The organism is Mesorhizobium sp. BR-1-1-10 (assembly GCF_020165595.1).
GTDB lineage: Bacteria > Pseudomonadota > Alphaproteobacteria > Rhizobiales > Rhizobiaceae > Mesorhizobium > Mesorhizobium australicum.
The window spans coordinates 319242-333146 of sequence record NZ_JAIUIL010000005.1; the positions used below are offsets into that span (position 1 = coordinate 319242).

Genomic DNA, 13905 nt, shown 5'->3' on the forward strand with positions numbered 1-13905 from the left:
GTCACTGGCCTCGCCTGGCCATATCGCCGACCGCCCGCACCAGCATGTCGAGATCCTGCGGCCGCGACAGGCGGTGGTCGCCGTCAGGGATCAGCGACAGCGTGACATCGTCGGCCGGCAGCAGGCTGACCAGCCTCAAGGCATGGCTCGACGGCACGTCGGCGTCGGCCAGTCCCTGCAAGATGTGAACCGGGCAATGCGTGTCGATCGGCCCGGTCATCACCCGGTTATCGCGCCCATCCTCGATCAGGGCGCGGGTGTAGACGTAAGGCTCGGGGGAATAATCCGAGGGTTCCGCGAAGAAGCCCTTTTCGGCGAGATCGCGCTTCTGTGGCTTGGTCAGCACCGGCTCGATCAGGTCGCTGGTAAAATCCGGCGCCGGGGCCAGCAGCACCAGGCCGACGACGTTTGCGTCGCCCGCCTTGCGCAATTCCTGCACCATGCGCAGCGCGATCCAGGCGCCCATCGACGAACCGACCAGGATCTGATCGCCTTTGGCGAAATGCCGGAAGACGGCAAGGCTTTGCGCAAGCCATTTCGAGATCGTGCCGTCGGCGAAGGCGCCGCCGGATTCGCCATGGCCCGAATAATCGTGCCGCAGGAAGGCCCGGCCTTGCCGTGCCGCCCAGTCCGACAACGTCTCGGCCTTCGTGCCCAGCATGTCCGACTTGTAGCCGCCGAGCCAGACGATGCCGGGCGTCGAGCCGGCTGAATGGCGCACCGCGATATCAGATCCGTCGACATCCAGAAAAGTTGGAGCCAGGGAGGATGGGGGCGTGGCGATCATGGTTTTTTCCTCAGGCCCGTCTTTTGGCACGCGGTCCTTGTGGCACAGCCGGAGGCGTGGCGAAAAGTACTCGCGCTGTTTCTTTGTTTGGTGCAGGCCAGCGATCAGGGTGATTTTCTGTCAATGCTGTGCTATTGACTCCGCCCGCGCGCTCACCACATTGGCGCGTCCACGTATCAAGACCGACAAATCCCGAACGAAACGGCCAAGGAGACCACGACCATTCGCAGACCTTTCAAAGCAGCGGCGCCGACCAAGGATGGGCCGCGCTCCAATCGTGACATCCGGGTTCCCCGGGTCCAGCTTATCGACGCCGACGGCCAGAATCGCGGCGATATTTCCATCAACGACGCATTGCTGCTCGCCGAAGAGGCCGGGCTCGATCTCGTCGAAATATCGCCCAACGCGGTCCCCCCCGTCGTAAAAATCCTCGATCTCGGCAAGTTGAAATACGCCAACCAGAAGAAGGCGGCCGAGGCGCGCAAGAACCAGAAGGTCATCGAGATCAAGGAGATCAAGATGCGCCCGAACATCGACAGCCATGACTACGAAACCAAGATGAAGGCGGTGCGCCGCTTCTTCGAGGAAGGCGACAAGGTCAAGCTGACGCTGCGCTTCCGCGGCCGCGAGATGGCGCATATGGAACTCGGCATGCAGCTTCTGAACAAGGTGCGCGAGGAGGTGGCGACCATCGCCAAGGTGGAAGCCGAGCCGAAGCTCGAAGGCCGCCAGATGATGATGGTGCTGGCGCCGCGCTAAGGTTTGCGGAACGCACTTGGATCACGATGACGTCAGGCCCGGACATCGCGCTCTAATCCGCCTGAATTGTGCTACAGGGCGTCCCGGCGATCGGCGGGACGCCTTATTTCTTAGCTCAAAGCTGCGATCGCCGGCAAAGCTCTTCGACGATCGGATTCCCGCATGGCCAACGACAAGGTTTCGGACGTCAAGGACGTCAAACACGGGCTGGGCAACTACCAGCAGATGCGCCGGCTGGTGCTTGCCGTGCTCGTGGTGGTGCTGTTTCTGGCGCTGCTGTTCGGCCAGTCGACCTTCCCGCCGGACACGCCGGTGCACGAAACGATCGAGATGTTCGGCGTGCTCTTGATTTTCCTCGGCATCGTCGGGCGCCTCTGGGCGACGCTCTATATAGGCGGGCGCAAATCCTCCGAGGTGGTGACCGGCGGGCCCTACTCGATCACCCGCAACCCGCTCTACGTGTTCTCGACCGTGGCCGCCGCCGGCGTCGGCGCGCAGATCGGCTCGTTCTCCGGCATCATTCTTTTCGCGGTTCTGTGCGCCGGTGCCTTCCATATCGTCATCCTGCGCGAGGAGAAGTTCCTCAAGGAGGCGCTCGGTGCACCCTATGCCGACTATCTGGCACGCGTGCCGCGCTTCTTCCCCAAGCTTTCGCTCTACCAGGAAGGCGACACCGGCAGCTTCAGGCCGAGCCTGCTTTTGACCACACTGCTCGACGGGCTGGTGTTCCTGATCGCGCTGCCGGCTTTCGAACTGATCGACGGCGCGCAGTTGTCGGGCATGCTGCCGGTCTGGTTTAGGCTGCCCTGACCGGGGACAGTGCGTCGCACGGTGCTGAGGTGTTGCGCCCGCGCCATCTTTGATCTATAGCACCGCCGTTCCAAGAAAACCGCCCGGCAGGGCATGCCGTGGCGGTTTCATTTGCTTTTCGGGCTTTGGTCGGCCCGGAGCGAACAAGAAGCGCGATCGTGCGCCAACAATACGGAGTAGCAAAATGCCCAAGATGAAGACCAAATCGGCCGCCAAGAAGCGGTTCAAGATCACAGGTACGGGTAAAGTCCTGTCGGCTGCGGCCGGCAAGCGTCACGGCATGATCAAGCGTTCCAACAAGTTCATTCGAAATGCCCGCGGCACGATGGTTCTGGCTGAACCGGATGGCAAGAAGGTCATCAAGAATTTTCTGCCGAACGGCCTCTAAGGCATTCGGTCCGGACACGCATCAGTTTTACGCAATTTCGAACGGAACGCCGCCAGGCACCTGGAATTGCTTTTAAGGAGATCATGACATGGCACGCGTAAAGAGAGGCGTCACCTCGCACGCCAAGCACAAGAAGGTCCTGAAAGCCGCGAAAGGCTTCTACGGCCGCCGCAAGAACACCATCCGCATCGCCAAGCAGGCGGTGGAAAAGTCGCTGCAGTACGCTTACCGCGACCGCAAGAACCGCAAGCGCTCGTTCCGCGCGCTGTGGATCCAGCGCATCAACGCCGCGACGCACGAGCATGGCCTGACCTATGGCCGCTTCATCGACGGTTTGAACAAGGCCGGCATCGAGATCGATCGCAAGATCCTGTCCGACATGGCCATCCACGAGCCGCAGGCTTTCGCCGCCCTGGTGGCCAAGGCCAAGGTTGCTCTTGAGTACCTCAAGAACACCACTCCGAATGCTTTTGAAAGCGCTGTCGCCTAGAGCATGATGCCAAAAAGTTTCTGACTTTTTGGACAACATCATGCTCCAGGGAAATTAGCGGGGAGCGCGATCTTTTCCGAAAAGTCTGCAACTTTTCGGGATCGGGCTCCGAGCCCAGCGCTTCCCAAGCATTCGAAATTCTGATTTGGGGAACCCGCGCTGGCACGGCTGGCGCGGGTTCTTTTGTCTCTGCCTGAAATTTCACTTTTAAAGTGACTTTCACTTAAGCCGACTTCCAACGCAGCGAGTTTGATCGTGAACGACGCAACCATTGGCCTTGATGCACTCGAAAATACCCTGATGGCTGACATCGCCTCGGCCGCCGACGAGACGTCGATCGAGGCGGTGCGCGTCTCGGCGCTTGGCAAGAAGGGCTCAATCTCGGAAATGCTGAAGAAGCTCGGCGCGATGAGCGCCGAGGAACGGCAGGTGAAGGGCCCGGCGATCAATGGCCTGAAAAATCGTGTCACCGAGGCGCTGACGGCCCGCAAGGCTGAACTGAGGGATGTGGCGATCGCCGCCCGTCTGGCGGCTGAGAAGGTCGACGTGACGCTGCCGGTGCGGCAGTCGCCGGCCGAGCGCGGCCGCATCCATCCGATCAGCCAGGTCATCGACGAAATCGCCGCGATCTTCGGCGATCTCGGCTTCGCCATCGCCGAAGGTCCCGATATCGAGACCGACTACTATAATTTCACCGCGCTGAATTTTCCGGAGGGCCACCCGGCACGCGAGATGCACGACACCTTCTTCTTCCAGCCGGACGAGAAGGGCGAGCGCAAGCTTTTGCGCACTCATACCTCGCCGGTGCAGATCCGCACCATGGAGAAGCAAAAGCCGCCGATCCGCATTGTCATTCCGGGCAAGACCTATCGCCAGGATTCCGACGCCACCCACTCGCCGATGTTCCATCAGGTCGAAGGGCTGGTGATCGACAAATCAGCCAACGTCGCCAACATGAAGTGGGTGCTGGAAGAGTTCTGCAAGGCCTTCTTCGAAGTGCCGCAGGTCAAGATGCGCTTTCGCCCGTCCTTCTTCCCGTTCACCGAGCCAAGCCTCGAGGTCGATATCCAATGCGACCGCTCCAGGCCCGGCGAAGTGCGCTTCGGCGAAGGCTCCGACTGGATGGAGATCCTGGGTTGCGGCATGGTGCACCCCAATGTGCTCAGGGCCGGCGGGCTCGACCCAGATGAATACCAGGGTTTCGCCTGGGGCATGGGCATCGATCGCATCGCCATGCTGAAATACGGCATGCCCGACCTGCGCGCCTTCTTCGACGCGGATGTGCGCTGGCTGTCGCACTACGGCTTCCGGCCGCTCGACATGCCGACGCTGTTCGGAGGCCTGAGCGCGTGACGGCCCTGAAGACTTCTGCTGCCAGCTACCACGGAACAGCCCAATGAAATTCACCCTCTCCTGGCTCAAGGATCATCTCGAGACCAACGCCACGCTGGCCGAAATCGTCGAGCGACTGACCTCGGTCGGCCTCGAGGTCGAGCATGTCGACGACAAGGCGGGGCTGAAACCCTTCGTCATCGCCAAGGTGCTGACGGCGGTGCAGCATCCCGACGCCGACCGGCTGCGGGTGCTGACCGTCGATACCGGCGACGGCAAGCCGCCGGTGCAGGTCGTCTGCGGCGCGCCGAACGCCCGCGCCGGCCTGATCGGCGCCTTCGCCGCGCCCGGCACCTATGTGCCCGGCATCGACGTGACGCTGACTGTCGGCAAGATCCGTGGCGTCGAAAGCCATGGCATGATGTGTTCGGAGCGCGAACTGGAACTGTCCGACGAGCATAATGGCATCATCGACCTGCCCGAGGATGCGCCGGTCGGCACCAGCTTTGCGTCCTATGCGCATCTCGACGATCCGGTCATCGAGATCAATCTGACGCCGAACCGGCCCGACGCCACCAGCGTCTACGGCATCGCCCGGGATCTGGCGGCGAGCGGGCTTGGCCGCCTCGTCGGCGGGGCGATCATGCCGCATGTCGGCAACGGCATGTGCCCGGTGAAGGTGACGATCGAAGCGCCGGAGCTTTGCCCCGGCTTCGCCCTCAGGCTGGTCAAGGATGTCAAGAACGGACCCTCGCCGAAATGGCTGCAGCAGCGGCTGATCGCCATTGGGCTGAGGCCGATCAGCGCGCTGGTCGACATCACCAATTACGTCACCTTCGACCGCGGACGGCCGCTGCATGTCTTCGATGCCGCCAAGGTCGCCGGCAAGCTCGTGGTGCGCCGCGCCAAGAATGGCGAAAAGGTGCAGGCGCTCGACGGGCGCGAATACACGCTGACGCCGGAGATGTGCGTGATCGCGGACGACAATGGCGTCGAGTCCATTGCCGGCATCATGGGTGGCGAACACTCCGGCTGTGACGAGAACACGACGGACGTGCTGATCGAATCCGCTCTTTGGGACCCAATCACCACGGCCCGCACCGGCCGCACGCTCGGCATCATCACCGACGCGCGCTACCGTTTCGAGCGCGGTGTCGACCCTGAATTCATGGTGCCGGGCATCGAACTGGCGACCAAGCTGGTGATCGATTTCTGCGGCGGCACGCCGACCGAGGCCGAGGTGGCCGGCTATGCCGGGCATCAGCCGAAGATCGTGTCGCTTCCGCTGTCGGAAGTGAAACGGCTGACCGGTATCGAGGTGCCAAAGGCGGAGAGCCTCGACATCCTGTCGCGTCTCGGCTTCCACGCCCAGGGATCGGGCGACGTCGTCGACGTCACGGTGCCGTCCTGGCGGCCCGATGTCGACGGCAAGGCCGATCTGGTCGAGGAAGTCATGCGCATCCATGGCGTCGACAACATCGCGCCGCAGCCGCTCGGCGCGCATGACGTGGTCAACGGCAAGATCCTGACCACGCTGCAGATTCGCACCCGTGCCGCGAAGCGTTCGCTTGCGGTGCGCGGCATGATGGAGGCCGTTACCTGGTCGTTCATCCCGGCCAAACACGCCGAACTGTTCGGCGGCGGCCAGACGGCGCTGAAGCTTGCCAACCCAATCGCCGCCGACATGTCCGACATGCGGCCCTCGCTGCTGCCGGGGCTGATTTCGGCCGCGCAGCGCAACGCCGACAAGGGCATCGGCGACGTGGCGCTGTTCGAGGTCTCGGGCACCTATGAGGGCGACGGCGCCGACCAGCAGCGGCGCGTCGCCGCCGGCGTGCGCCGCGGCACGGCCAAGCTCGACGGCTCCGGCCGCAACTGGGCCGGCAATTCGGGCCCGGTCGGCGTGTTCGACGCCAAGGCGGACGCGATCGCCGCGCTTGAAGCCTGTGGCGCGCCGGTCGACCGGCTGCAGATCGAGGCCGGCGGACCCGCCTGGTACCATCCCGGCCGTTCCGGAACGATCAAGCTCGGCCCGAAGACCGTGCTCGGCACGTTCGGCGAGTTCCATCCGAAGACGCTGGAAGGGCTCGATGTCTCGGGGCCGCTCTGCGGCTTCGAGGTGTTCGTCGACGCCGTGCCCGAGCCGAAGGCCAAGCCGACCAAGACCAAGCCCAGGCTGGACCTGTCCGCTTTCCAGGCGGTGAAGCGCGACTTCGCCTTCGTCGTCGACAAGGGAGTCGAGGCCGGCACGCTGGTACGTGCCGCGCTTGCCGCCGACAAGAAGCTGATCACGGCTGTCTCGGTCTTCGACGTGTTCGAGGGTGCGTCGCTGGGCGAAGGCAAGAAGTCGATCGCCATCGAAGTGTCTATCCAGCCGGTCGAGAAGACACTGACCGACGAGGATTTCGAGGCGCTTGCCAAGCGCATCGTCGAGAATGTCGGTAAGCAGACGGGCGGCGTGCTGCGCGGCTGAGACTTGCGAGCGGATGGCGAATCGCTCTCCAAAGGGCGATGGACCATCTGCGCTATTCTGGGCTCTCCTTCGAGAAACAGCGTACGGCTTTTCTCGACATCGTCGCGGCTGACCCGCTGCTTGCCGAAATGCTGGCGAGGGCGCGCGCGCTTGCGCTGCCGGATTGGCTGGTGGTTTCCGGCGCGCTTTACAACAGCGTCTGGAACCACCTGACCGGCAAGCCGCCGGGCTACGGCATCAGGGATGTCGACCTGTTTTATTTCGACGACTCCGACCTGTCCTACGAGGCCGAAGACGCGGTGATCCAACGGGCCGCCAGGCATTTCGAAGGACTGCCACTGCCGGTGGAAGTACGCAACCAGGCGCGCGTGCATCTGTGGTATCCGCAAAAGTTCGGGCAGCCGTGCCCGCGCTATACGAGTGCCAGCCAATCCGTCAGCTATTTTGCCTCGAAGACGCATGCGGTCGGGGTGCGCTACGACGCCGACGGGCAGCTGGACCTCGTGGCGCCGTTCGGGCTCGACGACCTTTTTTCGTTTCGAATTACGCCCAGCCGGCTGATGGATAACCGGAAGACGCATGAGGAGAAGGGCGCGCGAGCGCGGGCGTATTGGCCGGAGATTACGGTGGTGCCGTGGTGAGCTAACAGAGTTTCAGGTTGGCGCGAGGCACCCCCCTCTGTCACAGAGGGGGGTGCCTCGCGCCAACGCCCTTTAATTCGCTGCATAAAAGGGCGCGCCCTTTTCCACCTTCACCCATTCACCAGCGCGAGCAACTCCTCGGTGTAGCGCTTGCCCATCACCTTGTCGGGCGACAGCGCATCGCCGATCGCCGCGACCTCTGCCGCGCTGAGCACGATGTCAGCCGCCGCCGTATTCTGCTCCAGATGGCGGATTTTTCGCGCACCCGGGATCGGCACGATGAAGTCGCCCTGGTGCAGCACCCAGGCCAGCGCCAGCTGCGCCGAGGTGACGCCCTTCTCCACCGCTATCCTTTCCAGCGTGGCGATCACCTTGGCATTGGCTTCCATGGCGTCGGCCTGGAAGCGCGGCAAGGTGCGGCGCCAATCGTCGTCGCTCAGGGTCTCCGGCCTCGCGATGGTGCCGGTGAGCAGGCCGCGGCCGAGCGGGCTGTAGGGCACGAAGCCAATGCCCAACTCGCGGCAGACGGCGAATGTCTCGTCTTCCGGGTCGCGGCTCCACAGCGAGTATTCGCTCTGCACTGCTGATATCGGGTGCACTGCGTGTGCCCGGCGGATGGTGGCGGCACTTGCCTCCGACAGGCCAAGCGCCCGCACCTTGCCCTCGCGCACCAGCTCGGCCATGGCGCCGACCGTATCCTCGATCGGCACGTCCGGGTCGACGCGGTGCTGGTAATAGAGGTCGATGACATCGGTGCCGAGCCGCTTCAGCGACGCCTCGGCGACGGCCTTGACGTGCTCGGGACGGCTGTCGACACCGGCCATGCGATCCATGCCGGTGCCTTCCTCCAGGATCTTGAAGCCGAATTTGGTCGCGATCGTCACCTTATCGCGAACCGATTTCAGCGCTTTGCCCAGCAGGATCTCGTTCTCGTAGGGGCCGTAGACCTCGGCCGTGTCGAAGAAGTTGACACTATCTCGACGGCGCGGTGCAAGGTGGCGATCGCCTCGGCTTCCGGCTGGCCGCCATAGGCAAAGCTCATGCCCATGCAACCGAGGCCGACCGGATAGACTTCGAGTTCAGTTCCTAGCTTGCGGGTTTTCATCACGCATCTCCTTGTTGTGATGCCTAGGAAATAACGCCTTGCAGCACGTTCGATAATCGGCTCTTCTTCGTACGGGTCGTTCCATGAAATAGATCAATGAATCGGGCACATCTCTCACAGCTCGCGGTGCTGGCAACCGTTGCCCAATGCGGCAGTTTTCGCGGCGCGGCCAGGGAACTGGCGATAGCTCCCTCCGCGGTGAGCCACGCGGTCTCCAGCCTGGAGGCACGGCTTGGCGTGCGCCTTTTGGCGCGCAGCACACGCAGTGTCGCTCCGACCGAGGAAGGCGCACAATTGCTGGAGCGATTGCGGCCGGCGCTTTCCGAGATCGACCTGGCGCTGGAGACGGCCGTCGAGGCGCGCGACCGGCCCGCCGGGAACTTGCGGCTCAGCGTGCCGCGCACGTCAGCGCATCTGGTGCTGACGCCACGGCTCAGCGCCTTTGCATCGGCCTATCCCGACATCGTGCTGGAGATCATCATCGAGGATCGCTTCACCGACGTGGTGGCAGGCGGTTTCGATGCTGGTGTCAGGCTCGGCGAGAGCCTGCAGCGCGACATGATCGCGGTGCGCATCGGGCCGGACATTCGTGGCGCGGTGGTGGGCGCACCATCCTATTTCGAGGCCATGCCCCGGCCGCGCCACCCGCGCGACCTCGCCGAGCATCGCTGCATCCGCTTCCGCTTCTCCAGCGGCATCCTCTACCGCTGGGAATTCGAAAAGGACGGCGAGGAGGTCGAGATGGCGGTGCAAGGGCCGCTGATCCTCGACGAGGACCATCTGATCGCCCAGGCCGCGGTCGACGGCGCCGGGCTCGCCTTCGTTTTCGAGGATTATGTCCGCGCGCCGCTCGCCGATGGACGGCTGATCCGCGTGCTGGAGGACTGGTGCCCACCCTTCCAGGGATTCTTCGTCTATTACCCGAGCCGCCGCCAGATGCGGCCGGCGCTGAGGGCTTTCGTCGATTTCTTCAAGGTGGGTGGGTAGGCAACTCTCCTCCTCGTCGGCAAGGGGAAGAAAGCTGGCCGCGCCAACGTTCGCCTCGCATGCAGGCTTCAATCACCAACACCGCGACCCGCTATGGATGGGCAACCATCGTCCTCCACTGGCTGATCGGGATTATCTTCATCGGCCAGTTCATGCTCGGCTTCGTCATGGTCAGGACCCCGAGCCAACGCACGGCCTTCGAATTGATCCAGCTGCACAAATCCCTGGGCTTCCTGCTGCTGGGGCTCATCATCCTGCGTATCGCCTGGCGGCTCGGCAATGCGGCACCGCCCTTGCCGCCTTCTGTCGGCGCCCTGGAGCGCCGCTCGGCGCCGCTGGCGCATCTGGCGCTCTATGCCTTCCAGATCGCCCTGCCCCTGTCAGGCTGGGCGCTGGTGTCGGTCTCGACGCTGGAGATTCCCAGCATGCCGTTCAACCTGTTCGTCATGCCGAACCTGCCGCTCGCCGAATCCGATGCCGCCGAAAGCTTTTGGACGTCGGCACACTGGTATCTCGCCTATGCCGGCGCGGCGCTTGTCGCCCTGCATGTCGCGGCTGCCCTGCGCCACCGTTTCCTGCTTCGCGACGGGGTGCTCGCGCGTATGATCACGCCTTCGTCAGCCGGGGAATAGAAGGCGCCTTGGTCTCGTTTGTGGGGTGAGGACGCCAGAGAGCGCTTCCTCCTAACAAGGAACAACCCAATGCGTGCGCGAATCCTCGGATTGGCGGCTATCGCCGCCTGCCTTGCCATGCCTGTTTATGCGGCGGTCGTGCTCGGCGATGCCGTTGGCAGCTATACGATCAGCCAAACTGGCTCCGCGATCCGCTTCACCATCGGCAAGGCCGGCGGCGGCGGTTTCGACGGCGCCTTTGCCCGTTTCAAGGGCATGATCCGCATCGACAACAACGATGTCAGCCGTTCGAAAGTCGACCTGACCATCTATCCCGAAAGCGTCGGCACCGGCCAAGGCCGCATCGATGCGTTCCTGCGCTCCGACGCGGTGTTCGACGCGACCAACAGTCCCGAAATCCAGTTCCGCTCGACCAGCGTGACCCGCACCGGCGACACGTCGGCCCTTGTCACCGGCAGGCTGACGGCGCGCGGCAAGACGTTTCCGGAAAAATTCACCGCCGAGCTCGACGGGTTGAAGGGCGGCACGATCAAATTCCATGTCACCGGCAAGGTGCTGCGCTCGCGCTACGGCATGGATGTCGGCACGCCGCTCTATTCCAACGTCGTCGATTTCGACATGACGCTGACCGGGAAAAGGGGCTAGCGCGCGGCTGAGGTACCTGGGTTCCTTGCCCGCTTTCGTGGGGCGAGGAACCGAGCGACCTGCATTGGCTTTTCCAGCGATTTCAGGCAAACCTCCTTGCCTGTAATCTATAGGGAGAAGCGTGATGTTCCGATGGGGTGTGTTGTCGACGGCCAAGATCGGCCGCGAGCAGCTGTTGCCGGTAATCGTCGAAGCGGAGAACGGCGTGCTGTCGGCGATCGCCAGCCGCGACCTAGCGAAGGCCAAGGCATTAGGCGACCGCTTTGGCGCGCGCCATGCCTTCGGCTCCTATGAGGAGTTGCTCGCTTCCAACGAGGTCGATGGCGTCTACATCCCGTTGCCGACCTCGCAGCATGTCGAATGGACTGCAAAAGCCATCGAAGCGGGCAAGCATGTGCTGGTCGAAAAGCCGCTGGCACTCGATGCCAAGGACATCGCGCCGCTGATCAAGCTGCGCGACCAGAAGAAGGTGCTGGTCTGCGAAGCCTTCATGGTCATCTACCACCCGCAGTGGATCAAGGTGCGCGATCTCATCGCCAGCGGGGCCATCGGACGGCTGCGCCATGTGCAGGGCGCGTTTTCCTACTACAATGTCGACCCCAACAACATGCGCAACAAGCTCGATCTCGGCGGCGGCGCGCTGCCCGACATCGGCGTCTACCCGACCGTGTCGACACGCTTCTCGACCGGTAAGGAGCCGTTGCGCGTACAGGCGACGATCGAGCGCGACAAGACATTCGGCACCGACATCTATTCATCGATCCGCGCCGATTTCGGCGATTTCGAGCTGTCCTTCTACTTGTCGACGCAGATGGCGGCGCGGCAGGTGATGGTGTTCCACGGCGAGAAGGGTTTCATCGAACTGTTCTCGCCCTTCAATGCCGGGCTCTACGACCATCACCGCGTCGAACTGCACAACCAGAACCACACCGAGGCGCAGGTGTTCCGCTTCCCCGGCACGCAGCAATACAGGCTCGAGGTCGAGACCTTCGCGCGGGCAGCTCTTGGCGGCAAGGAGCGCGTCTTCACGCTGGAAGAATCCGTGCTCAACCAGAAAGTCATCGACGCCATCTTCCGCGCCGGCGACACAGGCGGCTGGGAGACCGTCTGAAACCCGTATTGCATAGCCGGCTAATCCTGGGGAGGAAAAATGGCTGACGACGCGGATGTGATCATTGTCGGCGCCGGCCTTGCCGGACTGGTTGCCGCCGCCGAGCTTGCGGAAGCGGGCAAGAAAATCATCATCGTCGACCAGGAGCCGGAGCAATCGCTGGGCGGCCAGGCGTTCTGGTCCTTCGGCGGGCTTTTCCTCGTCGATTCACAGGAGCAGCGCCGCATGCGCATCCGCGACTCCCATGACCGGGCGCTCGAGGACTGGATGGGCACCGCCGCCTTCGACCGGCCGGAAGACCACTGGCCACGCAAATGGGCCGAGGCCTATGTCGGCTTCGCCGCCGGCGAGAAGCGCTCCTGGCTGATCGAGCGCGGCCTGAAATTCTTTCCTGTCGTCGGCTGGGCCGAGCGCGGCGGCGGCAACGCCATCGGCCATGGCAATTCGGTACCGCGCTTCCACATCACCTGGGGCACCGGTCCCGGCGTGCTCGAGCCTTTCGTGCTGCGCGTGCGCGAGGCGCAAAAGCGGGGATTGATCGACTTCAGGTTTCGTCACCGGGTCAATGCCCTGACGCGGACGGGTGCAGCCGTGACCGGCGTACAGGGCGACATCCTGCAACCGAGCCCTGTCGAGCGCGGCCACAGGAGTCCGCGCGACGTATCAGGCGGTTTCGCATTGCAAGCGCAGGCGGTGATCGTCGCCTCCGGCGGCATTGGCGCCAACCATCGGCTGGTGCGGGAAAACTGGCCCAAGCGGCTGGGCAACGCGCCGCAGCGCATGATCACCGGCGTGCCGGACCATGTCGACGGCCGCATGCTGGCCATATCGGAACACGCCGGCGGCAGGGTCATCAACCGCGACCGCATGTGGCACTATGTCGAGGGCGTCAAGAACTGGGCGCCGATCTGGACAGACCATGCGATCCGCATCCTGCCCGGCCCATCCTCGCTGTGGCTCGATGCCCGGGGAAAACGCCTGCCAGTGCCACTCTATCCCGGCTTCGACACGCTGGGCACGCTTAGCCATATCATGAGCACCGGCTTCGACTATTCCTGGTTCATCCTGACGAAAAAGATCATCCAGAAGGAATTCGCGCTGTCGGGCTCGGAGCAGAACCCCGACCTGACGGGAAAAAGCTGGCGCCAGGTGCTCGGTCGCGCCACGTCGGGCATTCCCGGCCCGGTCAAGGCGTTCATGGAAAAGGGCGAGGACTTCATCGTCGAGGCCAATCTTTCGAAACTGGTCGCGCGCATGAACGCGCTGGCCGGCGGCGAACCGCTGCTTGACGTCGCAACGGTCGAGCGCGAGATCCGCGCCCGCGACATGCAACTCGACAATCCGTTCTCCAAGGACATGCAGGTGACCGCGCTGCGCGGCGCGCGCGCCTATCTCGGCGACCGCCTGATCCGCACGGCAAAGCCGCACAAGATGCTCGACCCGGCGAACGGACCGCTGATCGCGGTGCGCCTCAACATCCTGACCCGCAAGACGCTGGGCGGCCTGCAGACCGATCTCGACAGCCGCGTGCTCGATGCCGGCGGCCAGCCGGTGCCGGGCCTCTATGCGGTCGGTGAAGTGGCGGGCTTCGGCGGCGGCGGCGTGCATGGCTACGCGGCGCTCGAAGGCACATTCCTGGGCGGCTGTATCTTCTCGGGCCGCAGCGCCGGCCGGGCGGCGGCACGCTCAGTGGGGTGAGACAGCGGCGTGCTGCCGGCATTTGGCTGAGCCGCTGCCATCGACCG

General features: G+C 63.7%; 13 protein-coding genes and 1 pseudogene. 12 read left to right on the forward strand and 2 right to left on the reverse strand.

Annotated elements, in window-relative coordinates; all coding sequences use genetic code 11:
* Position 1: 1 nt before the first annotated feature.
* Positions 2 to 787, reverse strand: coding sequence for an alpha/beta hydrolase (locus LB555_RS12985; RefSeq protein WP_224683021.1), 786 nt, complete (start codon positions 785 to 787; stop codon positions 2 to 4).
* A gap of 222 nt (positions 788 to 1009) precedes the next feature.
* On the opposite strand from LB555_RS12985, the gene infC reads away from it, so the two are divergent.
* The 7 genes from infC to LB555_RS13020 all read left to right on the forward strand — a co-directional run bounded on the left by infC (position 1010) and on the right by LB555_RS13020 (position 7680).
* Positions 1010 to 1546 carry a translation initiation factor IF-3 gene (infC, locus tag LB555_RS12990; protein ID WP_023772325.1) on the forward strand — a complete coding sequence of 179 codons (537 nt, stop codon included), beginning with the start codon at positions 1010 to 1012 and terminating at the stop codon, positions 1544 to 1546.
* A 162-nt stretch (positions 1547 to 1708) separates the two neighbouring features.
* A complete protein-coding gene (locus LB555_RS12995; protein ID WP_140660118.1) occupies positions 1709 to 2356 on the forward strand; it encodes a methyltransferase family protein in 648 nt (215 codons plus the stop codon).
* A 184-nt stretch (positions 2357 to 2540) separates the two neighbouring features.
* Positions 2541 to 2744, forward strand: coding sequence for a 50S ribosomal protein L35 (gene rpmI / locus LB555_RS13000; RefSeq protein WP_006201248.1), 204 nt, complete (start codon positions 2541 to 2543; stop codon positions 2742 to 2744).
* Between the two features lie 88 nt (positions 2745 to 2832).
* Entirely contained in the window at positions 2833 to 3234 is a 402-nt protein-coding gene (gene rplT / locus LB555_RS13005; protein WP_006201247.1) for a 50S ribosomal protein L20, read from the forward strand.
* A 300-nt stretch (positions 3235 to 3534) separates the two neighbouring features.
* Entirely contained in the window at positions 3535 to 4587 is a 1053-nt protein-coding gene (gene pheS / locus LB555_RS13010) for a phenylalanine--tRNA ligase subunit alpha (protein ID WP_224683098.1), read from the forward strand.
* Positions 4588 to 4630: 43 nt separating this feature from the next.
* On the forward strand, positions 4631 to 7039 hold the full coding sequence (gene pheT, locus LB555_RS13015; RefSeq protein WP_224683022.1) for a phenylalanine--tRNA ligase subunit beta: 2409 nt from the start codon (positions 4631 to 4633) through the stop codon (positions 7037 to 7039).
* Positions 7040 to 7077: 38 nt separating this feature from the next.
* Positions 7078 to 7680 (forward strand): nucleotidyltransferase family protein, encoded by a 603-nt coding sequence (locus LB555_RS13020; protein ID WP_224683023.1) that lies wholly within the window; start codon positions 7078 to 7080, stop codon positions 7678 to 7680.
* Positions 7681 to 7790: 110 nt separating this feature from the next.
* On the opposite strand, the pseudogene LB555_RS13025 reads toward LB555_RS13020, so the two are convergent.
* Positions 7791 to 8785 (reverse strand): annotated as a pseudogene (locus LB555_RS13025) (aldo/keto reductase).
* Positions 8786 to 8881: 96 nt separating this feature from the next.
* Between LB555_RS13025 and LB555_RS13030 the strand changes: the two are divergent.
* The 5 genes from LB555_RS13030 (at position 8882) to LB555_RS13050 (ending at position 13858) form a co-directional block, all read left to right on the forward strand.
* The gene (locus LB555_RS13030; RefSeq protein ID WP_015314384.1) at positions 8882 to 9772 is read left to right on the forward strand and encodes a LysR family transcriptional regulator; all 891 of its coding nucleotides are present in this window, start codon (positions 8882 to 8884) and stop codon (positions 9770 to 9772) included.
* A gap of 59 nt (positions 9773 to 9831) precedes the next feature.
* Positions 9832 to 10404, forward strand: coding sequence for a cytochrome b (locus LB555_RS13035; protein WP_140615164.1), 573 nt, complete (start codon positions 9832 to 9834; stop codon positions 10402 to 10404).
* 69 nt (positions 10405 to 10473) lie between these two features.
* On the forward strand, positions 10474 to 11049 hold the full coding sequence (locus tag LB555_RS13040; RefSeq protein ID WP_224683024.1) for a YceI family protein: 576 nt from the start codon (positions 10474 to 10476) through the stop codon (positions 11047 to 11049).
* Between the two features lie 124 nt (positions 11050 to 11173).
* On the forward strand, positions 11174 to 12160 hold the full coding sequence (locus tag LB555_RS13045; RefSeq protein WP_224683025.1) for a Gfo/Idh/MocA family protein: 987 nt from the start codon (positions 11174 to 11176) through the stop codon (positions 12158 to 12160).
* Between the two features lie 39 nt (positions 12161 to 12199).
* Entirely contained in the window at positions 12200 to 13858 is a 1659-nt protein-coding gene (locus tag LB555_RS13050) for an FAD-binding dehydrogenase (protein ID WP_224683026.1), read from the forward strand.
* The last annotated feature ends 47 nt before the right edge of the window (positions 13859 to 13905 follow it).